This is a genomic window from Bradyrhizobium sp. CCBAU 21365 (assembly GCF_015291305.1).
Classification (GTDB): Bacteria; Pseudomonadota; Alphaproteobacteria; order Rhizobiales; family Xanthobacteraceae; genus Bradyrhizobium; species Bradyrhizobium elkanii.
In genome coordinates, this window is record NZ_CP030036.1 from 2151060 (window position 1) to 2175068 (window position 24009).

Here is a 24009-nt window from a genome sequence, read left to right on the forward strand (position 1 = left end):
TGCTGTATCTTTCCATCAAATCACGAGGAGAATGGCCGCAAAGGCGATGATCACCATGCCGCCGACAATCCATTCTGCTTGGCTCCAGCGCGGCGTCGCCGCCCCGAGGAAGCCAAAAGGCGCGGGGGCAGCATTGCAGATCGACGGTGTTACGACAGCCGGCATCTTGAGCGTCTCCGCGCCATTGAGGATCGTGGCAATCGAACGCTGCCGGGCGCGCATACCAATCACACACGCAAGGCGGGAATCCAATACCGCGGAATCCTCAGGCGGCTTGGCTGGACGCCGATTGTCCGCTGGCTGAACTGGCAAGGCTTGCGTCGTTTGGCTGTAGAGGTGTCGGCTACCGCCAGAGCTTGATGCCGCCTCGGGGCCAGCAATCGGCTTGAAAGTCGCCAGAGCTTTGGTGACCAATATGAAGTGTGCGCCGGTGCCCTCATTCATGGCTTCCGCAACGTCAGGCGCAAGCAGCATCAAAGCCAGATCGAATAGGATCAACCGGATAAACCTTATTGGGGCCCTGAAGATGGATCGCCACGACTGCTTTCGTCGCGGTAGCTCCTTGCTGCTCACCCAGCAATCTGCGTGCCGGTTCGAAAAAATGGCGCACGGCCCGCTTGGCTCATGTGAAACTCTTATATGTCCCACCCAGCGTGTGGAATGGCCTCATCGTCTCGTCCGGTTTCGGACGTTTGCGTCGCCAATCGGCCACGCAGGACGCATGAGATAGATACCTGAAGATGATGCCGTCGGCTCTTGCATCGAGAACGATGTTGGAGGCGTCGCTACAATCTGTCGTCCGTCGGATCTGCGTCGACAAAAGGGGCGCTCTTCGGCTGCATTGGACCATTTAGCAAGATCTCTTGGAGGACATTCGAAAATCCGCCTTACCCTGAGCTTATCAGCATCACGATCTAGCTCTCGTCCACCCCCTAGCGCGATCTCCCTTGCGACCCTCAGGACGACGCCTCACGCGCGAACTCACGAATAATCTCCTGATCTCATCACCAGCACGCAGGTGGTTTCGCCTGCGAACAATCGCGTGCGCCCGCTGCCTGGACCGCTCTCGCGTCCTGCTGCGGACGCATAGGAGAACGAAAGAAGCCATGACTATCGCCCGACTTCGCATTCGCGCTCCGCAGTCACCGTATCGAGTGTGCGACATCGCAGTCCTGGAGGCGGACCCGACGACACCCATTAGGGTCATCTGTACTGATGCCGCCACTGAGTTGATCGTTGGAAGCCCGTCAATTGCGGCGGGCCGCCGCGATAGTCAACGAAGTGTCAGCGGAGGTGAAATGATCCATCTGATCGGCGACACCTACCGCCTGGTCTCGATAGCCGTTGAGATGGGAGCACGCGATCTGGCGAGGCAGAGCCGCTCGGATATCTAATGAATTACGGCCACACCGGCGCTTGTGGAGGAAGCGGCGAGCGTCGCGTTGTTAGGTCGTACGGCACATTCATTTTGACATGCGGTACTCGCTGGCGGACTGGCCGCGCGAGCAGCGGCACGGTTAGAGGCGTTCAGAAAAGTCCTCACGCTTGACGCCGATAAGCGCCCGATTTGCTTCGGGCTGTTCCAAGTGCGCGCGTTAGTTCGTCAGAATTCGCCTCGAAAGCCTGCAATATATACTACGATATCACCACATGCCAGAAGCTCTCAGCGCGTTCATTTCGTTGGCGACCGGCGGCCAAGGTGTCGAGGATGATCTGCGATGGATTGCCGCGAATGTCTCCACGGCTCATCGCGTGAGTTTTCGTCGCATTGACCCCGCGTCGATCTATAGCCCGGTGCGGTCCGTGTTGCCCGAAGTCCCAGGGGCTACTTATTCGAGTGGTTGCCGAGGCGGGACAAATAGCTCCCCACAAAATGGCGTTCCTTGGAGTCATTCGCCACAGGTGACCACGCGCAGCATGCGTGTTTTGTTTGGCCTCAAACGCCCACCTCGTTTCGGCATAATCGGCAAACTTGTGCGCAGAGGAAGCCGCAGCGATATACATCAGTTGGCATAGATTCTGCTCAGCATAAGGAGCACGGAAGTAATGCGACAATGTCGGCGCTGCAGCGCTCGTTGCAAAATGGCGCGCGGCGTTTGCTCATGTTGCTGTGTGAGGATTGTTGGCGGCACTTGCGGCTGCTGGCGAGCCGCCGAGCCGAATGTTCGTCAGGTACGAATCCACCCGAGGCTGAGCCGAAGGGGCATGTCGCCTAAAGTAGCAAGAAGGCCAGCCGCACCGAAGAGCCGCGCATCAATCGCGAAGTGACCTCGCATCGGGGTCCGCGCACTAAGAGGGGACGCGAATCATAATGTACAGATTGGTTGCCTTAATGCTTGCGCTGTTGGCTTGCAAAGCAGCGCAGGCGCACGCGGCGGAGGATGTCGTGAATGCGCCCCTCGCGCGGTCGGATTACGAGCGTGCACTGACGACCGCAGACCGATATGGCCGGCTTACCGTCAATGTCCCCGACGTGCCGTTTTGGCTCGGCGAGCGCGAGGCGTTCATCTATCGGCGGACGACCCATGGCAAGCACCAGTTTATCCTGGTTGATGCCGAAAAAGGCGTAAAGGAGCCCGCTTTTGATCAAGCCGGACTCGCGGCTGCTCTGAACAGAGCGAGCCACAAGAACTATCAGCCCGAGAATCTTCCCTTCGACCATTTCGAGCTGACCGACAAGGGTGGCAGGATGAGCTTCGACCTCGAGCATACGCATTGGAGCTGCGAGCTTGCAAGCTATGCCTGCACCGGCAATGCAATGCACTCGGGCGCCAATCAGCAGAGCCCCTACGACGACACGCCACCGGCAGAGAACGATCCAAACAAGACAAGCGCATCACCTGATGGCAAATGGCTGGCCTATATTCGAAACTACAATCTCTTCCTGCGCAGCCAAGACGGTTTGCAGGACATCCAGTCGACCTGGGACGGAGCTGAGAGTGACTATTATGCTCTCTCGACACTAAGATGGTCTCCAGCCTCAACTCACCTGGCCGTCTACCGAATCCGTCCAGCCCAACAACGGGAAGTCCATTACCTCGAATCGTCGCCGGCGCACCAGCGTCAACCCAGACATCTGACCATGGTGTATCCAAAACCCGGTGATGCCTTGGCATTGCTCCAACCCGTGCTGTTTGATGTCAGCAGCCGACGCGCGGTCACAATCGATAATGCCGCGTTTCAGAATCCTTACGGTCTTTCGGCGATCCGATGGTGGAAGGACGGACGGGGCTTTACCTTCGAATACAATCAGCGTGGCCATCAGCTCTATCGCCTGGTGGAGGTCGACGCCGCCACGGGCAAAGCGCGCGCGTTGATTGATGAGGCAAGCAAGACCTTCGTCGACTACCAGGCACTGGTGATGAAGCAGCTGAATAGTGGAAAAACGTTTCGCTATGACGTCGATGATGGAAAGGAGATCATCTGGGCCTCGGAGCGCGATGGTTACGAGCACCTCTATTTGTTCGACGGCCGAACAGGCGAGCTCAAGAACCAGATCACCAAAGGAGATTGGGTGGTCCGTGCGGTGTATTGTGTCGATCCAGTGAAGCGTGAGATTTGGTTTGGCGCCAGCGGAATGAACCCTGATGAGGATCCCTATTTCGTCCATGCCTATCGCATTGGCTTTGATGGAAAAGGACTCACGCCGCTGACGCCCGAGCCAGCCAATCATCACATCGAGTTCTCGCCTAGCGGTCGCTACTATGTCGACCTGTGGTCACGCATCGGCGTTCCGCCTCGCATGGTGCTGTATCGCGCCAGTGATAATGCCGAACTGATGCAGGTTGAGAGCGCGGAGATCTCCGAGCTCATAGCCGCTGGCTGGCAGCCGCCGCTCAGCTTCAACGCCAAGGGACGCGACGGCAAGACGGACATATGGGGCGTTATTCACTTGCCGACCAATTTCGATCAGCGCAAGAGATATCCGGTGGTGGAGCACATCTATGCAGGCCCCACCGGTTCCTTCGTTCCCAAGTCCTTCTCAGCTTCAATCGAGCCGCTCACACAACTCGGCTTTATCGTTGTTCAGATTGATGGAATGGGTACCAACCATCGCTCGCGCGCGTTCCACGACGTTGCCTGGAAAAATCTGAAGGACGCTGGCTTTGCGGACCGGATCCTATGGCACAAGGCGGCGAGTGCGAAGTATTCCTGGTATGATATATCCAACGTCGGCATTTTTGGCGCTTCCGCCGGTGGGCAAAACGCGGTGAGCGCGTTACTTTTCCATCCCGATTTCTATAAGGTCGCGGTCGCGAACAGTGGCTGCTACGACAACCGGCTGGACAAGATCTGGTGGAACGAACAGTGGATGGGGTGGCCCGTCGGCATCGAATATTCGCAATCCTCCGCCATCGACAATGCCGCCAAACTGCAAGGTAGATTGCTTCTCATAGTCGGCGAAATGGACCGCAACGTCGATCCTTCCGCCACGTTCCAGCTTGCCGATCGGCTTATCAAGGCGGGAAAATACTTCGACATGCTGTATGTGCCAGGCGCAGACCACGGAACGCCGGGCAGTTATGCCCAGCTCAAACTCCTGGAGTTCTTGGTCCGTAACATTCTCGAGCAAACAGCGCCAAACTGGAACACGGGCTCGATTGAACTGCCGAAGAGCAAATCAGGCCATGATGGCTGACCATCCATCGAGGATCCAGGCCTCGATGCGTGGGGCGCCACGATCGCGTTCTCGAAATTGAGAAACGCTCGTTGCGATCTACTACGAGGTCTCTCGCACATGCTGTCATGCGTACCTCCATCCTGATCGGCGCACGCAGCTGCTGATGCCTACAACGGCCTCATCAATTCGCCGCAAATCAGGGCGCGAACGCTGCGCGCGGCGGTCGGCTGCGAACCCCGCGACGTCGCGCCCGGTCCTCGCTCCAAATGAGAGTCGAGAAGCCGGGGGCGCTCAGGCAAGCCGGAAGAACTCAGCGCCGAATTCGTTTGATTGTGAGCTCCGGCTCGACACGGTGCTCTTTGACGTCGCTGCGGGAAGCTTGGGTGCCCGCACCTTCCTCCCTTGGCAAGTTTGACGAGCCTGGCTCTGTAAGCCGACAGCCTATTTGCCCTATTGTTCCATAGAGGGCTTTGGCGTTGTGTCGGTGCGCGCGGGTAATATCGGATAATCGATCTTAGGCAACTGCCCGGTAAGTGAATTTAGAAACGCGACGATGTCGTCTGTTTCTCTATCGTTGAGCTTCGCGCCGAGTTGTATTTCACTCATCACGCCAACAGCTTGCTTGAGGCTCCAAACTTGGCCCGAATGGAAGTAGGGAGGACGCAATGCGACATTGCGCAACGGCGCGGAGCGAAAAACATACTCGTCGCTGGGGACCTTGGTGACGGCGAAACGGCCCTTGTCGTCCCTCGGCAGCAGGCTTGCGGTTGGCCGTTCCGTCACGCCGAACGGGAAGTAGTCCTGGCCGCCGACGTTGATACCATTGTGGCATGACGAGCATCCCTTTTCTATGAACAGCTTTAATCCTGCTTTCTGCTGAGTACTGAGAGCATACGCATCGCCCTCGAGGTATTGATCGAAGGGAGCGGCGGGCGTGATCAAGGTCGCCTCGAATGCCTCGATGGCCTTGGCGAAATTGTCAAAGGTAATGGGCGTCGCGTCGTTCGGGAACGCCTTGCTGAACATGACAATATAATCAGTCATTGAATTCAACGTATTAAGAAGGCGAGCAGGCGTTGCATTCATTTCCGCACTGGCCTGGACAGGGCCTACGGCTTGTGCCTTGAGGTCAGCCGCGCGTCCGTCCCAGAACTGTGCCACATTGAAGACCGCGTTATAGACCGTTGGCGCTCGACGTGAACCTAGCTGCCAGCGATGACCAAGCGACCTCGGGCCGGCATCTGCTCCGCCGGTCCCAAGATTGTGACATGTATTGCAGCTGATGACCCCGCTCGCCGATAGCCTCGGATCGAAGAACAGGATCTTGCCGAGTGCAACCTTTTCGTGGGTAATAGGGTTGTTCTTGACCGCAGGAACAATAGAGGGGATCGGCTTGAAAATCTGCCTCGCCGCACTCATCAAATCATCATCGGCGCCTGCCGTTGACGATGCCAGAATCCCAGCGGCCAGAACGCACAGCTTGGCTGCGATGTAAAGCGTTCGTGCCGCTGATTTCCTCATCCCAAGCCTGCCTTTGTCGTAATTCGTGGAAGTCGCGAGCAGGGTGCGGGTCGCAGCTAGCCTGCCTATCATCGAAATGACTCCCAGCGATCAAAGACGAGCGACATCCATTGGGGTACTCATCCAAGTCTGATCCGCTGTTGCTGCGTAGTAGCAACCGCCGTGCCAATGGAGGTCAAGGGGGGCCGTTGATTTGGTCTTGAACAATTGCAGGAATGCCAGCAGTCGGCTCGAACCTTTGGGATCAACCGGCGTTCCACACGCGACGATGGCCATGCTGACGAAGTATATTTCGGCCTACTATCTCAACCGATAGGCAAGCCATAAAGCTGTCGGTTGCGCGATTTTAGACGCGTAGGCTTACAACTAGCAGGCTGTTGAAGAACTCAGCCGCGTTCGCAAACGAAGGCTGAATCGTCGCCGTTGTGGATGTAGAAGTGGCCGACGAGCCTGTCTGCAGTGCCGACCATAGCCCATCCGCGACCGCAGGACGGATCGTTCTCATCGTGCCCTTCCCATGAGAACTCCGCGCACGCCGATCCGTCGCGGGTGCCGTAGCGCACGTCCAGGAACCCCTTGAGAGCCCCAAAGGCGATTTCGCCATCGGACTTGCCCTGGAAGGTGAGATGCGCCTCCTCGACAAGATCGAGGAAGTCGCTATCCCAGACGTCCATCTCGACGATGCGCCAGCGGCCTGCAAAGGCCTTGGCGAGACCGGGCACCTTGGCCATCAGCCGGTCTCCGCGATCAGCTTGGGCAGCCGCACCAGATTGTAGGCGGTGGCAGCGAAGGTAAAGGCCCATGCGACCCGATCACGGCCACGGAAGCGGGTCTTCTCTTGCCCCGCGATCGTCTTGATCCAGCCGAATGCCTCCTCGATCCGCTTGCGGATGCGCTGGCTGACCGCATAGCCGCCGTGCCGGGTTGTTCGCCCGTCAATCGTAGAGCGGCGGCCGCTGGTGTTCTGTGTCACATGCGGCGTCACGTTCATCGAGCGCAGTTCGTTGACGAAGTCTTCCACGTCGTAGGCTTTGTCGGCGCCAAGCGTGATCGCTGTCGGCCGGTCAGCACGAGGCTCGATCATGTGCAGCGCGGCCACCCGCTCGGCATGCCCATCGGCCTGCGTCAGGCAGGCATCGACCAGCAGACCGTGGCGGTTCTCCATCAGCCCGTGCCCGATGAAGCACAGCTTCGTCTCCTTGCCTTTGCCCTTGCGATACAGCCTGGCGTCTGGATCGGTGGTCGAAGCATGGGTGTCATTCGAGCGTTTCTGGCCGTGGAAGTCCGCATCAGCATTGCGGCCGCCTTGCGCCGGCGGCTCGCCGGAGCCGTCCTTCGGCTTGACACTCTTCATCGAGGCCCAGGCCTCGATCAGCGTGCCATCGACCGAGAAGTGATCACTCGACAGCAGCTTCTTCACCCTGGGCTGCGCCAGCACCGCCGCCAGGAACTTCGCCGCGATGTCGCCTTCCAGCAGCCGGTCGCGGTTCTTCGAGAACACCGAATGGTCCCAGGCTGCGTCATCGACGCCGATGCCGACGAACCAGCGGAACAGCAGGTCGTATTCCAGCCGCTCCATCAGAAGCCGCTCCGAGCGGATCGAATAAAACGCCTGCAACAGCATCGCCCGCAGCAGCTTCTCCGGCGGGATCGACGGCCTCCCAATCGGCGAATAGAGCGCGGCAAACTCGCGCTCCAGCTCTGACAGCGCCTCGTTCACAATCCTCCGGATCGCTCGCAGCGGATGATCACGCCGTACCCGTGCCTCCAGGTCGACGTAGCTGAACAACTCGCCCGTTCGATTATCGCCACCGCGCACGCCCCGTCTCCGAATCTCGTCGGAGCCAATGAATCACGCTCGCCGGTTGGCGGCGAGTACCTTTTTCAACAGCCTGCTAGATCGGACGCTGAGCAAAAACGCGGAGCATCGACGCAATTCGTCGCGTCATTTGACGCGACGAAATCGTGTGACCTTGCGAATCCATCAACTATGCGTTGCGTTCCAGCGTGGCCGAGCAGTTATCGGCCGTCGTTGGATAAGGCTTCGTATACGCTGCGTCCAGTGAAGCGTGCAATTGCCGAGGAACTCTCCTTGCGAGCTCCCGCCAAGATATGGATGTGCTGTTTTGCTGCGTATTGACACTTGTTCGACGATCAAAGTGCTTGAATCGACCGTAGCGTCAGGTTGTAGGCAGTGCCAAGCAGGATCTGCCGCCTTTGCAGAAATGTCATGTTGGGGACTACGTCGCGAATGTCACAAGCTTAAACACAATACCTAAATTGGGCTCCGTCCGCTGCAAATGCAGCCAGCCTGCGTTGCGTTTTGATCGTGGCAGCAAGGCCTGACACCCGATGCAACGATGAGTCGGAAGTCCCGCAAATGACGCCGGCCGCTCGTGTCGATGCGGGCGACCTACTTTCCTAAACAGACAATACTTGCGAGGCAAAGAACAATACTGAAGGTTATGCAGCTTAAGAGAGTTCTGTTGAGCCAAAAGCGACGAACGGGTTGGGCTTACCGCGCGCCTCGCCATGCCACCGCCCTTGTTGCGATCGCAGCCACGTGGGTCACGGGATACGCTAGCGCGCGAGAACGAAGATTGGAAGAGATCTTGACGTCTTGCAGACCAGACGTGATGCGATTCTGTGACCGTTTTACGGGGCGTAGCGATATGGACGCGGCCATGTTTTGTCTTAGGGACAATTTCAAAGGCTTGCGTGTCGAATGTCGCCGCGTGATGCCAACCGCGGCGGAGAGAAACGTTGGGCCGAAAAAACGAGGCGTCAACAACGTTCCGATCCTGCATCGAGAGTGAGGCATCGGAGCGGGGGTGTTTCTCCAAAATGCTCGCATTAACTGCCGATCGAGATCCGGAAGGAATCGGTTGATGCCGTTGCGGCGTTCTCAACGAGCGTTTCAGTGGATTCACTTGAACTGATGGGACTGCTTTTGGTTGAGTTCACTGAAGGGCTCAAGACCAGAGGAAATGCGGTCGTCAAGAGCCGTTCAAAGGCGGAAAGCTGCTCAAGCAGACGCTTCTCAACGGCAGCACTCTCCTCGCGAGGCAGTTCCGTCTTAAGCAATCTACGACAGCGCCAGATCTCGTTTCGTACCCATCTGATTTCACTTAATCTATCATCAATCGAAGTCATCACAGATGCAGTTCCACTTGGGCATTGAAGGTACAACGCGTACGCGTCAGCACTGCGTAGTCGCTCCGTCGGCATTCATGCCGACGGAGTTGTACCTGTGCGATTCGTCGCCATTGCTTGGCGGATGTGGCGAGCGGTTCGATGTATTCAAGACTGTTATCAACCGATATCACCTTACGCTGGGGGCGTGACCGGAATTTGCTGCGGATTGCTGCGGGTTTTCGGCGCTACGATCGTCCGGGTTGAGGAATTCCTGCGTTCCAGGGGCGATCGATGTTGCCCCCCAGCGGCGTGTGCAGCGTCATTGCACTCTCGCGGTTTCCTTGACTGGTCAGTGTCGTTGGCCGTCGCACCATTACAAGCGTTTCCCAACGAGCATGTCTATGGGTAAGGTGCGCGCGCTCACCAACATCCCGGAAAGGGCATGGCGGCAATGTTTTCTTCCATAGATAAAACGAGCGTTACCGCGATATCCGGGGCGCGCCCCGATAGAACGAAGCGCGGGAGCGAGCGCAGGACCTCACTGGGTGAATGTCACTCGAAATCGTGTCGAACTGAATGGACGCCCCATTGCTAGCCGCTGCGATAGTCGGCTGGGCAACGCCACGCTTCGATACCAATTTAGTAGCTTGAACCCCACGCTGCGTCAGGTTGTAGTCTCGCAAAGACAAACGCAGGCAGGACGGGCGTCGAATGGTTCAGCATGATCGGACAGGGATGGCTTCCTAATTGCCGACATTGTCGCTTGCGGGCCATGGGCAGGACCTTGGGTCCATCGGCGGGGAGGGGGCTGCTGTGCTGGCCGTTGTCAATCGCGCTGCAACAACCGGAGCCGTGATATGTCATGAGGTGATGGAGTGATGCGCGCAGCAGGATGTCTCTGACAACTGCTTTAATCACGTTTCCTCGCTGTGCAGTGAGGGCCCGCCGAGTGAACAGCCGGCCCTCGCAAGAGATGCTTCAACTGCGTAGGCGGTAAACATTCAGCCATAAGCGGTGACTAGTCGCATTGAGCTTGTGGCTGGACAAGGCGCCGCGGTGAAAGCTCGGAAGATCCCATGTCTACTCAAGCCAATCTGACGACGGCGCTAAGCGAGATCGATTGTGCTCGCGACATCGTTGAATTCTCAACTGTGGTGGTTGCGCGCGACAAGCAGCTGCGCAAGGCGGACCATCCGGTCTTTCTGCAAAAGGCTGCGCTTGAGTTTCAGTCTAGATTCCTGCCGAATTTCGAGGAAAGCATCCGTGCCGGGAGATCGTGGGGATATGCCACGACATGCAATGCGGTGAGCCGGAAGGCCGGAGGTCAGGTCGGCCGGGACGTTTGCGAAAGAATAGCTTCTCGCGTGTCGCTGCTTGACCATGCGCTGATTGGAAAAATCGGGATAAGAGCCCTTTCCATATTCGCCGCATCATTCGGTCGGCATTCCAACAGAGCAGAATGTCGCAAAGGGGCGATCAGAATAGCGAAGTTTTGTCGCGAGGAAAGCAGGCCGCTTCAAGAGTTGAACAATCTGAGCCTGGCGGCGCTGATAAACGGCTTCAGCAAATGGCCGGAAGAAGCAGACTTTCGCCAGGCGGCGGTTGCAATTGCGGGCGATGTCATTCGGCGCGCAGGCCGCCATCACCAACTCTCCGACTTTACACAGCAAGGATTGGTGAGCCTGGTCAACGGATTCAGCAAGTGGCCGGATGAGGCGGCTTCGCGCCAAGCAGCAGCCACGCTTGCACTCGAAATTCTGCATCGTTCCGGCAGGCTCTGCGAGTTTCCTCAGCAGGGATTGGCCATCCTGGTGAACGGTTTCAGCAAGTGGCCGGAAGAGCTGGCGTGTGGTCAAGTCACGATTGCGATCGCAGGCGAAGTTCTTCGTCGGGTCGCCCGGTTTCATGAGTTTGGCGAGCAGGATCTGGCAAATTTGGTGAATGGCTTTAGTAAATGGCCGGATGAGGCAGTCTCTCGTCAAGCCACAATCGCGATCGCAAGTGAGCTCCTGCACCGTGCTGACCAACTTCCTCACTATAGCCAACAAGGACTGGCAAACTTGGTGAACGGGTTTTGCAAATGGCCTGAAGATGCGACCTGTCGTAAAGCTGCAATTGCGATCGCTGGTGAGGTACTTTGGCGTGCTGTCCAGCTCCCCGATCTTACCCAACAGGGCCTGGCGAACCTGGTGAACGGCTTCAGCAAGTGGCCGGAAGAGCCGGCGTTTCGCCGAGCAGCCGTCGCACTCGCTCGTGAGGTTCTGCGCCGCGCCACTCAGCTCTACGATTTTTCACAGCAGGGGCTCGCGAACCTAGTGAACGGCTTCAGCAATTGGCCGGAGGAGCTGCCGTGTGGTCAAGTGACCGTTGTGCTCGCGGACGAGGTCCTTCGCCGTGCCGGCCGCAGGACGGGACTCTCAGACTTCACTGCCCAGGATCTCAGGGGCCTGGTGATCGGTTTCAATAGATGGCCGCTGCAGAGCGCCGCTCGCCAAGCCACGATCGCGATCGTCAATGAGGTCCTAGGCCGCGGTATCCGGTTCTTTGACTTTACCAAACCGGAATCGGAGAGTCTGATGGATGGCTTCAATAGGTGGCCGCAAGGCGAAGCAGGGCATGAGGCGATAGCGAAGATCATCGAGGAGCTGCAACTGATACAAAGTGAAGCCACTCAGCTCCGGTCAGGGGAGAAGTGGTCCCACCAAACAAGGCAATCGGCCAAAGAAGCCTCTTCCTAGCGGTGTTCATGCGTAGTATGCGGCGAGGTCACAACACGACAATCCCACGCAGCGACCCTCTTGGGATGCAGTCGGAGGCGTGCACAGCCACAGAATTGAGTAAACAATCGGAAGGACGTAGTTGTTGATCCAGGCTGAGAAGGATGTCGTCGAGCAGATGCTCTCATCATTGGCGATCAGCTTGTTGCAGAATCGTGTTGCGCCCTCCTACGAACAGGTGATGCATCATTTCGGATTAGCCTGCGAAAGAGCGGGGCTGATCGCGACGGAAGAGGTGGCAGTTCGGATATTGAAGCGCGTTTCAAGCGAAATCAACGAGGCGCAGTCGGTGCTCGAGTTTATCGGACGCGGGGCGGATCTAATGCATTGATCTCGAAGTTAAGAAACTTCCATCGAATCAGTGTCAGATGCAGCCGGGCGCGCGTTGTTCGACTGAGAAAGCGCCCCGGCAAGGGCCGAGTCGTCCGCTTTTGCTGGCCGAAACCTGCGGCAGTCTGAACCGATCTGGCAAGATCGATCCTTGCCGCCGATGTCAGAATAGGTGGGGACTCGCCATCTAGGAGGTTATCAGCCAGCCTTTGCCGATTGCGCCGGGGCGTACCGCCTCGCAGTGAAGCGTGAGCGGTGCTACATGGGATCGCGGGCTTTCAAGCTAGCGTCCCAACGTGGCCATCTGAATGAGCAGGGGGCGGTTTGTTGCCTCGGGAGTAGGAGCCGCAACTCGCCGGCTATCAGCGCCGCGCCGCCGAGGCGCCGTAAACAGCGAGCATTTTGCCAAGCTTAAAACTCGGTTGATCCTCGTCTGCTTTTCGTCGGTCCGCTATCTACGCCTAAGCTTCGGGAGAGGCTGATGGCCAGCCGTCCGCCCATTGTTCGTCGCTCTGAAGCCCGTCAGCTTATCGACAGCTACGTCTCGTAGCAGGAACATCTTTACTGGCTGGTCCGGCTTGACGTTCTCAGATCTGGCAAGAGAATTGGATGGTATCCATCAAGGGATTTACCGCCGAGGCTTTGGCTGTGCTGCGGTGAGCTGCAGTTGCTCGCCTGCAGGCCGGCAGGTGTGCGCGCCAGCCGTGGGCGGTGATTGCGCCGTATGACCGCCAGCTTTGTCATCAGCCGATCAGCGCGCCAACCCTGGTGAGGCTGACGGCTTAAAGGTGCGGCTGCGGACGCGCTTGGTTTGGATACGGAGAGACGGCGATGAATACAGAGCAGCTTGGCTCAGGCACTCCTTCGGGAACTTCCGATTCGGAAACCTCCGAGCCGGCATCTCCGGCTGCCACGCAGTGGGGCGAAGCCCTGACGGATGCGCTGGCGTCCGCTGGCGAGGCGTCCAGCTCGCAGCTCGAGGTCTTGTCGACCTGGGCCGCCGAAGGCGGGCAGGGGCAACACGAGGACCGTCGAGAAGCGGTAAGTCGTACGAGGGCTTGGCAGGACAGAGGCGATGTTAATGAGGCCCTAGATTTGTCGTCCCTGTCCCTGACCGGCTTGCCTGCGTCGACCCTGGCCGGGCTGCGTCGCCTGAATGTCGACGACAATCAGCTGAACAGCCTTCCTGGGAACCTTCCGGTCAGTCTCCAGTGGCTCTCTGCCAGCAATAATCGGCTGACCGGCCTGCCCGAGCTTCCAAATGGCCTGCTGCAGCTCGATGTCATCAGCAACGGGCTCACCAACCTGCCCGCACAGCTACCGCCCGGGTTGCTGCGGCTGAGGGTCGATAACAATCAGCTAACCAGTCTGCCTGATCGCCTTCCGGCGACGCTTGAGGAACTGGACGCCAGCGGCAACCGCTTGACCAATCTGCCCGACCTTCCATCCCGGCTCCAGCGCCTCAACGTCGACCACAATCAGCTGACGGACTTGCCCGAGCCTCTTCCGGGCGGGCTCCAATGGCTCAGCGCTAGCCACAACGAACTGACCAGTCTGCCCGAAACGGCGCTTCCCGACCTAATTTGGCTCGGCGCCAGCAACAACCAGCTGACCAGCGTACCCGAGACCCTGCTGACACAGCTAAGCGGTTATTCTAGCGTTAATCTGGAGAATAATCCGCTCCCCGATTTGGTGCAGGCTGGCCTGACGGCAACGATACATGCAGCGGGCTATGCAGGCCCGCAGGTCTTTTTATCGACGGCCGAAGGCGCGCTGGAAGTCCAGCCGCGCTCGCTGCAAGAGGTTGTGGCGCACTGGCTCGAGGCCGAGCCGTCGGTAATGGCCACTTGGCAGCGCTTCGCCCAAGAACCGGGTGCGCAAGACTATGCACGCTTCCTCGACCGGCTCGGGGGTACCGTGAACTATGGCAACGAAGCGTTCCGGCAGGCGGTCGTCGAGGATCTGCGGCAAGCAGCCGTCAGGCCGCGTTTGCGTGAACAGTTTTTCCAACTGGCCTCGGGAGCGAGCGAGCGCTGCGAAGATCGGGTTACCTTGACCTGGAACGGCATGCAGAGCGCACGGCTGAACGCTGACGTTGAAGACGGCGTCTATGACGGCCGGTTAACCGAGCTGCTCCAGCAGGGCCGGGTCCTGTTTCGTCTGGAGGCGCTGGACAGGATCGCACGCGAGACGGTCAATTCCCTTCGTCGTGCCGATCCTGACGCCGACGTCGACGAGATCGAGGTCTACCTTGCCTACCAGACCCAGCTGCGCAACCCGCTGCAGCTGCTGCACATCGCTCCGGATATGCGCTTCTTGAATGTCTCTAACGTGACCGAGGACGATATTGTCAGAGCCGAGGCGTCGGTGCGCAATCAGGAGGCAGCGGAATTTCCGGACTACCTGGCAACGCGCTGGCACCCATGGGAAAGCGTGTTGAGGCGCATCGCACCCGAAGACCATGTTGCAATGGAGAGGCGGCTCGTCGACGCGATGGGCGATGAATTCCAAGCCCGCTTGGATCGGCGACTGGCCGAGAATGGTCTGACGGGCGATGCCGATGCAGAGCGAGTGCTTGGCGCCCAGATTCGCAAAGAGATCGCCCTCGAGATCAAAGGCCCGGTCATGCATCAGGTCCTCGAGAGATTCGGACTTGAGCTTTGAAGCGCCCTCGAGCGGGAGCCGTCGATCCGGCCAGCTGCGCGCAATCTCAGGCGGCTATCGATCCTTATCGAGGAACGAATGGAGAAGTTTCGTCGAGCGAATGAGTTGCCGGCAGGTCTCGGTCGCTAGGTTGTGCGGACGATCAAGAGAAATCGTTCTATCGACTACTCGACCAGGCGAGCACTCTGTCGAATATCACTCGTTCATCTCTGATAGCGAAATGGATAGTGAACCGGTCCCACAGTCGCCCTTGTGCCTCGTAGGCTCTCGATATTCGTTGCGCGAGATCGATAGGACCCTCGCTGCATCACGCTCGACTCCAAATCACGAAGCATGGTGTAGTTTCGCCGGATCCACTGATGCAGTTCGGTGGTCCAGTCCTTTTCGTCGCGCAGATACCCGGTGAAGGAAAAACTCAGCCGATCGATATATCTCTTTAGAAACAACGGGAGCGCGGAAATCCGGAGCACTCGCTCACAATCCATCGCGTCAGGTAGTCCTTCGCGCAGCACGAATTCATTGTGGACGGTGACCAGCGCCGCCGGTGGAATCTGCCGCCGCAGCATTTGATAACCACGGAAGGAATGGCGGTCAGCGCCCGCGACGAAGAGGATGACAGGCGCGACACAGCAGCGTGCTGTTTCCTTGATGAAGCCGATCTCCTCGCACATCTTGAAGAACTCGTCGAAGGCGTGGAAGCCGAGGTCGATCACCTTGGCTACCCGATCGTGTATGATCAGTGGGTCCATCAGTTGCATCTTACCGTAAGTGTCAATTACATCTGCGGTCTCCGTGATGTTGGGGAGATAATCGAGCAATGACGGTTCCTTGAGATTTACATCGAAGGAGAGCGCCGTACCATTTTTCAGCAGCAAGTACTCGCTCACGAGGCGAGCGACGAGAGTTTTGCCGACCTGCGGGCTAGGAGAGCAGATGATGTAGATAGGAGTCGCTAACATAGCCAGCAGATCAATCTCACTTCGTCCCTGGGCTCAACCCGTCGCTCGCCGATAATGCGACTACTTATCGTCGCTCCGAGTCGCTGACTTGGCGCCGGCCAATTCCGTCAAGTTGATGCGATCAAACTCGCTCCAGACATTTGCCAGCCAGTGCCGTACATAGCCGCGCAGAACGAAGGAATTGTTCGCCGGCTCATCGTTCCGGCCCTTGTTTGCGACAAAATCGACGAATGGGACAGAAGCGACTTCGACCTGCTCGTAGGCCATCTCGTTGAGCTTCGGGATGGTCAACTCGGTCGCATGCTTGATGCGGTGAAAATAAGAATTATAGGTCGACTGGTCCCACTGGAAGAATTGAGTATCGTTGATGAAGTTCTTCACCAGATAGTACTTTGCGCCGGCCATGTAGGTCGCGGTCTCGGCGATCTCGTCCAGCGAAGCGATGGATGATCCCAGAATATGGAATACGGCAAAAGTGATCTGGCCGGATCGCGCCGAATCCAAAAAGCCGATGTCGCGCAAGGAGGCCAGTGCTGTGGATAGTAAGCCGGCGCGAGCATCGATAACGGTGACGGATAGCCCTGAGTTCAGGGTATCGAAGATCTTCATCTGGTCCGCCGTCGTCGCCATATCGACGATCTCGGTGATTGCGGGATAGAATCGCTTCAACGTTCCCCGCGGCGACTCCGTGTCGAATGCGCGTGTTTGCACGTTATTGACGTTGAAGTAGTCCAGAAGCGTTCGTGATACGGTCGTCTTGCCGACGCCTCCTTTGTCCGCGCCCACCACAATCACAACCGGCTTCACCATGGAATTCTCCTGAGACACTCGCTATTGCCGCGCGCGACGTGCGCAATCGGCGTGTCTTTGCTTTGGATGCGAACATGGCAGAAAGAAGGGGCTATTGAATCTTCGACGCGGGTGCGGCCCGATTGATGAGGTTTTCCAGTGCCGAGCCATCGGAGCTCTTTGATTGCGACGACGATGCAATTCGATGACAATAACTAATCTCTCGTGATCGCGTTTCACGTGAGGTTTGTGGTGAGCTGAAAGGACAAATTATTCGAGCAGTCGACCATGCGCGCTGATGATCGCGATCACCATCATGCTAATTCAATTTGATCGTTGATCAGCGCAAACAATTCGAGAGTCTCACGTACGTCAGGAAAGTTGGGCTTTGGCGTGGGCATGACCGGGGTGTTCCGCCCCGGTGCTTAAGACGCTTTCGGCGCGTTGGGTCGCACGGCCGTGCTGATCCGGTTGATCGTCAGACATCTAACTCGACAATCATGGCGGCCGTCTCATCCGGCAGGCAACGTGACGAGCGAACACAACAAGAAAACTATCGAGCAGCGGCCTGTTTAAAGCCTCGTTGCACATTCGAATGTCAGAGTATAGCGCGACAATCTGGGTGGGAAGCGCACGACAATCAGGATGGCGAGTCGGTGTCGCGGCGAGGTGATGATTGCCGCGTTGATTGTCGCGCGCAAGAGTTTTTTGAACTCTGATTGTCGCGGAGCGTCAATCAGAGACGGTTTTGGGTGTCGCGTGTGACGGCGGGCGTCCAGGTCCGCGTTTTCGTTCGAGCGCGGTCCGCCTGCGATAGCTTTCGACGTTCATCTCGACGATGGTAGCGTGGTGGACAAGCCGATCGATGGCGGCGAGGGTCATAGCGGGGTCCGGGAAGACCCTGTTCCATTCGCCGAATGGCTGATTGGCTGTGATCAGCATCGAGCGTCGCTCGTAGCGTGCGCTGATGAGTTCGAACAGCACGCTGGTCTCGGCCTGGTCCTTGGTGACGTAGGCCAGGTCATCGAGGATCAGGAGATCGAAGCGATCAAGGCGGTTGATGGCGGCCTCGAGGTTGAGCTCGCGCCGCGCCACCTGGAGCTTTTGCACGAGATCGGTGGTTCTGGTGAAGAGAACGCGCCATCCGTTCTCGATCAGAGCGAGGCCGAGAGCACTTGCGAGATGGCTCTTTCCGCCACCGGGCGGGCCAAACAGCAGCAAATTGGCGCCCTTGCCCAGCCAGCCGTCGCCGGCGGCGAGCGCGGTGACCTGCGCCTTGGAGATCATCGGCACGGCCTCGAAGTCGAAGTTGTCGAAGGTCTTTCCGGCTGGCAGCCGTGCGTCGACGAGGTGCCGCTCGATGCGACGGCGGCCGCGTTCGGCGATCTCGTGCTCGGCAATGGTGGCGAGGAAGCGGGCCGCCGGCCAGCCTTCCTTGTCGGACTGCTCAGCAAATTGCGGCCACAGCACCTTGATGGCGGGCAGCCGCAGCTCGTTGAGCAACAGATTGAGGCGCGCGGTGTCGACGGTGTTGGCCGTGTTCATGCGGCACCTCCGATCTCGGCGGTGCCGATAAGGCACTCATAGGCGGCCAGTGGCGCGAGATGCACCACGACCTGCGGCACACGGGCAGGATCGGGCGCGAAGTGCGTGCGCAGCTGTCCGAGATCGGGCAGTTGGCCGGCGTCCAGGTCGGCGGCGAGCTGACCGGCGAGTTCGGCCTCGCAGCCGCGCTCGTGCGCCAGCGCAAGCAGATCGACCATGAGCCGGCAGGCTTTCTTGTCCGGCAGCCGTTCGCGCAAACGATCGAAGGTCTTCCGATAGGCATCGCGCGGGAACAGCCGATCACGGTAGACGAGATTGAGCAGCGCCATTGGCTTGCGCCGCAAGGAATGGATCACGTGCCGATAATCGACGACCTGGTCGTGCTTGCCGTTGGGATGCGGCCGCCCACGCGGCAGGGTGACGAGATGGGTGCCGCCGACGAACGTGTCGAGACGATCATCGTAAAGGCGCACCCGCAGCTGGTGGCCGATCAGGCGTGACGGCACGGTGTAGAACACCTTGCGCAAGGTGAAGCCGCCGCTTGACGTCACGCGGACAATCACCTCCTCGTAGTCCGAGGTGCGGCGATCTGGCAATGCCTGCAGGGTGGCGCGCTCGTGGTCGATGCGCTTGGCGTTGCGGGCATTGCGGCGGCTGACGATCTCGTCGATGAAGCCGCGGTAGGCCGCGAGATCATCGAAGTCGGCAGTGCCGCGCAATAGCAGCGCATCGGCGATCGTCCGCTTGAGATGGCCATGCGAGCTCTCGATCGCCCCATTCTCATGGGCGATGCCGCGATTGTTGCGGGAAGGCCGCATGCCGTAATGGGCGCAGAGGTCCTCGTACCGCCGGGTCAGATCGTCCTGAGCATTCCGGTCCAGATTGCAGAAGGCGGCCGACAGACTGTCGGTCCGATGCTCCCGCGGCGCGCCGCCGAGCGACCACAGAGCATTCTGCAGTCCTTCCGCCAAGGCGACGAAGCTCTCGCCACCGAGCACGACATGGGCGTGCTCAAAGCCGGAATAGGCCAGCCGGAAGTGATAGAGGCGATGATCGAGCGGCACGCCCGCGATGGTGACCCCGAGCTCGCCCATGTCGGTGAAGTCGGACAGGCCGACCTGACCCACTTCGTGGGTCTGACGGAAGATGACTTCCTGCTCCTCGCCGTGGATTGCCCGCCAGGCGCGGATCCGGCGCTCCAGCGTGCGGCGGATTCCAGCCCCGAGCTCAGGGTGGCGGCGTAACATCTCCTCGAAGATCGCGACAGCCCGCACGCCGGGGGCCGCCTTCAACATCGGCACGACCTCGGTCTCAAAAACACTGGCCAACGGGTCCGGTCGGCGCCGGCCGCGGGCTCCCTTCTTCTGCAATGGGAGCCTTCGATCCTTCTCAAAGCGATACGCGGTCGAGGTACTGAACGACGCCTTGGCGGCGGCCACTGGCGGGGTATCGGTCTGACGGTACTTCATGTAGAGCCTCATCTGGTGATCGGTAACGTGTCGGCCTGGCAAGCGAGTGATTCCTCTTGGCGGAAGAACCACTTGCACAACCAGCCGGCCGCGATCACCAGTCGGCGCGGTCCCCTGTGGATCGCGCCGACGCCGGGCTCGTAACTCCGGTCGGGCTACGCCCTCCCTGCGTCACGAGCCCGGCGAAGCTCTCTCATCCTGATTGACGCTCCACTGTCACCCTGATTGCCGCGCGGCAGTCAGAGCGCCGAGCTGAGAGCTCGGCCCGGGACCTCGGCTCTGTGGACCTGTTCGACGGCGGGAAGCGGTATCCGACGGGCCCTTCTGCAGTTGCTTGATCGGCGAGCCTGATGACCATCTCAATTAGGGATCTTCACTTTGGGCATGAGCGTCACCGACCATCCCCCATACTTGCATCTAGCGACACGGAGGTTGGTCGCTCGGAGAGTCGCCCGTTCCGCGACATGTCGAAAGCGATAATTTTCTCGTGCATATAATCAGGTCCGCCACAATGCGGCCGATCAGGTGGCATCCCAGGCGGCGCCGTCGAGGGAACCCGCCGTTATTGTGGGGCTGCCGCTGCCACGATGGGCCGCTGCTGATCATCGTCACAGGTATTCAGGATCGGGCCGCGTGACACCACAGAACATAACGCCAGTTCGCCAGGGTCGCAGTAACTGAGCACACCTGTAAAGCGCAAGGCAGCTAAAAGCACATATTTGCTAGCAAATCGGGTAAGGAGCGGAAACAAGAAGCGTCGACTTCATAGCTCCTGCTTCTCTGCCCCGGAGTCCGCCGACAGGAGCAAACTCTAGCTCTGCGAAGGCCCCAGGGCCAAGAATTCCGCTTGGGCCAGCAGTGAGAGATTAGCAACGATCGGCAAGCGGTTAATGTGTGATTACGCCGCTAGTGCGAGAATTTGAGCGCAATTTTTTTGCTCCGCCGCAGCAAACTGCCGGTTCTTTACCGGAGGACGTGGAGAGCGAGTCTCGTGCCTGCGGCGCTGAGGTTGCCTGAGAGTTAATTGGGTTTCCTCGGTAAAGCGGGTGATGGTGTGGCGCCTAGCTGCTCGGCGTGTGACGGGGTCGTCGTGGCGGAGGGAACAGGTGCCGACTCGGCCGCGACCGGTGGGGAGCGGCCGACGATAACGGTGAGCAGACCCTGGCCCCACAGCCGCTGCGCGACCTTCCTGGCGTCTTCCAACGTCACCGCATCGACGATGGTATTGTAGTTTTCGATATAGTCGATAGGTAGCTTGTCAAGCTGATGCTGCAGCAGCGTTCGCGCTAGCTTTGATGAAGAATTGAGAGCCAGCATCTTCGAGCCCTTCAGGTAAGATTTTGCATCGTCGAGTTCTTGTCGGGTCGGGCCCTCGTCGGCGATACGGCGGACCTGCTTCTCAATCTCTTCAAGCGTCTCGCCGGCACGATTGGCGCGGGTGCCGCTGTTGCCTACGAACACGGCGGAATGATTCATCCAGACCAGCTGCTGACGGACGGAATAGGCCAGCCCGCGCTTTTCGCGAACTTCGCGAAACAGCCGTGACGACAGACCGTCGCCGCCGAGAACGTGGTTGACGATATTGGCGGCCATGAAATCGGGCTTACTGCGGCGGACGCCGGGACCACCGAAAGTCACAGCCGTCTGGGCCACATCGAGCGGAATGAAGACGCGCTGCGGCGGCTTTGCTGCGACGACGTCGCGAATCGGCACCGAGTCCGCCTTGGCCGGCAGGCCGCCAAACGCCTTGTCGAGCAGTCCGCAGAGGACGTCTGGCTGAATGTCACCGACCACAGCGATCTTGAGGGTGTCTTTTGCGATCACGCGCCGGACATAGCCCTTGAGATCGGTGACGCCAATCTTCGGGACGCTCTCGAGCGTGCCTCCGGCTGGCCGAGCATAGGGATGATCGTTAAAGGCGACTTCGAGGAACTTGCGATTGGCGAGCGATGAAGGATTGTTTGAATCATTCCTAAGATTCGCGAGCAGGCTGGCACGGATCCGTTCGACATCGGCCGCGTCGAAACGGGGTAAGGTTAGTGCCATCCGTAAAAGGTCGAAGGCCTCATCCGCGTTTTCCTCGAGCGTGCGTAAGGCACCGCGGAACTGATCGCGCGTCGATCCAAAACTCAGCTCAATGGCGCGACGGTCGAGCCGCTCGTGAAAGCTCTTGGAGTCGAGATCGCCGGAGCCTTCATCGAGCAAGTCAGCGACCATGTGGCCGACGCCGGCTTTGTCGGCGGGGTCCTGTGTCGCGCCGCCGTTGAAAGCGAATTCCATCGCAATAAACGGGACAGTTGCGTCTTTGACGAACCAGGCTTCTACCCCACAGGGCGAGACCAGGCGCTGGATCTTGGCCGCGGCAACGCTCTTGGCGGCGCCGAGCGAATCTGGCGAAACAAGCATTCCAATTGACAATGAAGCTCCGCCGATGAGGACGGAACGCCGTGTAAAGGAACAGGTCATGATCGTTTCTCCGTGTGCTTTGACGTCGCTTTGGTGAGATAGCCGGTCACCGAGCGCTTCTTGTCGAGCCATTTGCGCGAGGCCTCGAGTACCTGCTCCGCCCGTACGGCGCGGATGCTGTCCGACCAGCCTCGGACGTCGTCGATGCTCAATCCGGTCGTCAGTCCGCCGCCATACCAGGTCGCGAGCTCTTCCAAGTTGTCGTGGGCATAGATTGCTTGCGCGATCAGCTGTGTCTTGACCCGCTCGAAATCCTCTGCCTGCGGGGAATTGTGCGCAATATCGGCGACCGTCTCGTCAATGGCGCAGTCGAGCTGCCCGAGCTCGACGCCCGGTTTCGGCGTGGCAGAAATCTCGAATTGCGAGAGATCGATCGCAGTAGCGCTGTAGCGCGTCCAGGCGCTGATCGCGAGCCGCCTGTCGATTACCAGCGCGCGATAGAGATATGAGTTGATGCCACCACCCATCAATTTGCAGAGCACCTCAAGCGCTGGACTCTCCCCGGCGGTCGCGGTGCGAGCCGAGGGTACGAGATAGAGACGGCGCAAGGCTGGCTGCTCGACGCGGGGATCTGCCAACGTCACGGTGCGCGGCGCGGCCGGCGTTGGCTCCTGCGGTCGCAGGCGTTCCGCAGGAATCGATGGCTGCGGGGGAATGCCGCCAAAATTCCTTTCCACCATCGGGCGGACCTCGCTGACCTTGACGTCACCCGCGATGATCAGGATGGCGTTGTTCGGCGCGTAGAAACGCTTGTAGAAAGCGAGCGCGTCTTCGCGGTCGAGATTTTCGATCTCCTGCCGCCAGCCGATCACAGGGTGACCGTAGGGATGGTTGAGGTAGAGCGCCGCCATCATCTGCTCGACAAGCCGCGCATCCGGCCTGTTGGCGACGCGCATATTATATTCCTCCAGCACGACGTCGCGCTCTGACAATACGTCCCGGTCCTTGAGAATAAGACCGGTCATGCGGTCGGCTTCAAATTCCATCATCTTGCCGAGCTGTTCGCGCGGCACGTGCTGGAAATAACTGGTATAGTCCCTTCCCGTGAAGGCGTTCTGATTGCCGCCGACGCGCAGCACGGTCTGGGAGAATTCGTCCGCCTGATGTTTGGTTGTGCCCTTGAACATCAGGTGTTCAAGGAAATGCGCTAGCCCCGATTTGCCCGCCGGCTCATCGGCGGAGCCAACCTTATACCAGATCATCTGAGTCACAACGGGTGCGCGATGATCCGGAATCATCACCACTTGCAGGCCGTTTGGAAGCATGAGGGTAGCCGGTCGATCCGATCTGGCCTTGTCCTCAGCAAAGATGCTCTCCTCCGCAGAAGAGTATAGGTTACGATTGGTGCTATCAGCCGTCCTGTGCTCGACCGCCGGGGAGGTGGGTGTCACTGAATCGATAGCGCCAGTAGCGATGCTCGACGCCATGGCGTTGACGGTACTCCGGTTCTTCATGGCCTTGCCTTCGCTCCATAGAGATCCATGTTTTGTGGCAGATAGACCGACAAAACAGGAGGCTGTACACGGTTTGGCAAGGAGCAAAGGTCGGGCCAAATGCCCGATGTGCGGCACGGGCCGCACGGCGCGCCAACCGGACGCAAGACCGATCCGGCGCGCGTGTTCTGGTCAAAGGTCAACGGCCGGCAGGTCGTGAACACGACATTGCGCAAGAAAGCACACGACAATCTGGCGCAAACCGTAGAATGGCAGCGGGGATAGACAAATTGAACCGCG

Annotated in this window: 15 protein-coding genes; 5 read left to right on the plus strand and 10 right to left on the minus strand. The window is 59.0% G+C overall.

All coding sequences use genetic code 11. From position 1 onward, the window contains the following. Positions 1 to 15: 15 nt before the first annotated feature. Positions 16 to 498 carry a hypothetical protein gene (locus XI02_RS45205; protein WP_225161258.1) on the minus strand — a complete coding sequence of 161 codons (483 nt, stop codon included), beginning with the start codon at positions 496 to 498 and terminating at the stop codon, positions 16 to 18. 1813 nt (positions 499 to 2311) lie between these two features. Between XI02_RS45205 and XI02_RS10180 the strand changes: the two genes are divergently transcribed. Further along, on the plus strand, positions 2312 to 4639 hold the full coding sequence (locus XI02_RS10180) for a S9 family peptidase (RefSeq protein WP_129964837.1): 2328 nt from the start codon (positions 2312 to 2314) through the stop codon (positions 4637 to 4639). 432 nt (positions 4640 to 5071) lie between these two features. On the opposite strand, the gene XI02_RS10185 is transcribed toward XI02_RS10180, so the two are convergent. From XI02_RS10185 to XI02_RS10195, 3 genes are all read right to left on the minus strand, one after another. Beyond that, positions 5072 to 6214, minus strand: coding sequence for a cytochrome-c peroxidase (locus XI02_RS10185; RefSeq protein ID WP_016848196.1), 1143 nt, complete (start codon positions 6212 to 6214; stop codon positions 5072 to 5074). A gap of 314 nt (positions 6215 to 6528) precedes the next feature. Further along, on the minus strand, positions 6529 to 6873 hold the full coding sequence (locus XI02_RS10190; RefSeq protein ID WP_016848197.1) for a hypothetical protein: 345 nt from the start codon (positions 6871 to 6873) through the stop codon (positions 6529 to 6531). Further along, positions 6873 to 7961 (minus strand): IS5 family transposase, encoded by a 1089-nt coding sequence (locus XI02_RS10195; RefSeq protein WP_026192311.1) that lies wholly within the window; start codon positions 7959 to 7961, stop codon positions 6873 to 6875. The genes XI02_RS10190 and XI02_RS10195 overlap by 1 nt, the downstream gene beginning before the upstream one ends. A 2392-nt stretch (positions 7962 to 10353) precedes the next feature. On the opposite strand from XI02_RS10195, the gene XI02_RS10200 reads away from it, so the two are divergent. From XI02_RS10200 to XI02_RS10210, 3 genes are all read left to right on the plus strand, one after another. After that, on the plus strand, positions 10354 to 12015 hold the full coding sequence (locus XI02_RS10200) for a hypothetical protein (RefSeq protein ID WP_018269934.1): 1662 nt from the start codon (positions 10354 to 10356) through the stop codon (positions 12013 to 12015). Positions 12016 to 12139: 124 nt separating this feature from the next. Further along, the gene (locus tag XI02_RS10205) at positions 12140 to 12385 is read left to right on the plus strand and encodes a hypothetical protein (RefSeq protein WP_225161260.1); all 246 of its coding nucleotides are present in this window, start codon (positions 12140 to 12142) and stop codon (positions 12383 to 12385) included. 830 nt (positions 12386 to 13215) lie between these two features. Further along, positions 13216 to 15048 (plus strand): NEL-type E3 ubiquitin ligase domain-containing protein, encoded by a 1833-nt coding sequence (locus XI02_RS10210; RefSeq protein ID WP_016848203.1) that lies wholly within the window; start codon positions 13216 to 13218, stop codon positions 15046 to 15048. A gap of 203 nt (positions 15049 to 15251) precedes the next feature. On the opposite strand, the gene XI02_RS10215 is transcribed toward XI02_RS10210, so the two are convergent. The 6 genes from XI02_RS10215 to XI02_RS10240 all read right to left on the minus strand — a co-directional run bounded on the left by XI02_RS10215 (position 15252) and on the right by XI02_RS10240 (position 23541). Continuing rightward, positions 15252 to 16007 (minus strand): hypothetical protein, encoded by a 756-nt coding sequence (locus XI02_RS10215; RefSeq protein WP_018269935.1) that lies wholly within the window; start codon positions 16005 to 16007, stop codon positions 15252 to 15254. Between the two features lie 60 nt (positions 16008 to 16067). After that, positions 16068 to 16817 (minus strand): hypothetical protein, encoded by a 750-nt coding sequence (locus XI02_RS10220; RefSeq protein ID WP_018269936.1) that lies wholly within the window; start codon positions 16815 to 16817, stop codon positions 16068 to 16070. Between the two features lie 711 nt (positions 16818 to 17528). Beyond that, positions 17529 to 18341, minus strand: a complete 813-nt coding sequence (gene istB / locus XI02_RS10225) for an IS21-like element helper ATPase IstB (RefSeq protein WP_018269937.1) — start codon at positions 18339 to 18341, stop codon at positions 17529 to 17531. Further along, positions 18338 to 19888 (minus strand): IS21 family transposase, encoded by a 1551-nt coding sequence (istA, locus tag XI02_RS10230; protein WP_080650313.1) that lies wholly within the window; start codon positions 19886 to 19888, stop codon positions 18338 to 18340. Before istA ends, istB begins: the two co-directional genes overlap by 4 nt. Positions 19889 to 20830: 942 nt before the next feature. After that, entirely contained in the window at positions 20831 to 22276 is a 1446-nt protein-coding gene (locus XI02_RS10235) for a pitrilysin family protein (protein ID WP_050994307.1), read from the minus strand. Beyond that, complete coding sequence (locus XI02_RS10240; RefSeq protein ID WP_018269939.1) at positions 22273 to 23541, minus strand: pitrilysin family protein; 1269 nt, start codon at positions 23539 to 23541, stop codon at positions 22273 to 22275. Before XI02_RS10240 ends, XI02_RS10235 begins: the two co-directional genes overlap by 4 nt. 288 nt (positions 23542 to 23829) lie before the next feature. Between XI02_RS10240 and XI02_RS10245 the strand changes: the two genes are divergently transcribed. After that, positions 23830 to 23994 (plus strand): hypothetical protein, encoded by a 165-nt coding sequence (locus tag XI02_RS10245; RefSeq protein ID WP_016847912.1) that lies wholly within the window; start codon positions 23830 to 23832, stop codon positions 23992 to 23994. Positions 23995 to 24009 lie beyond the last annotated feature (15 nt).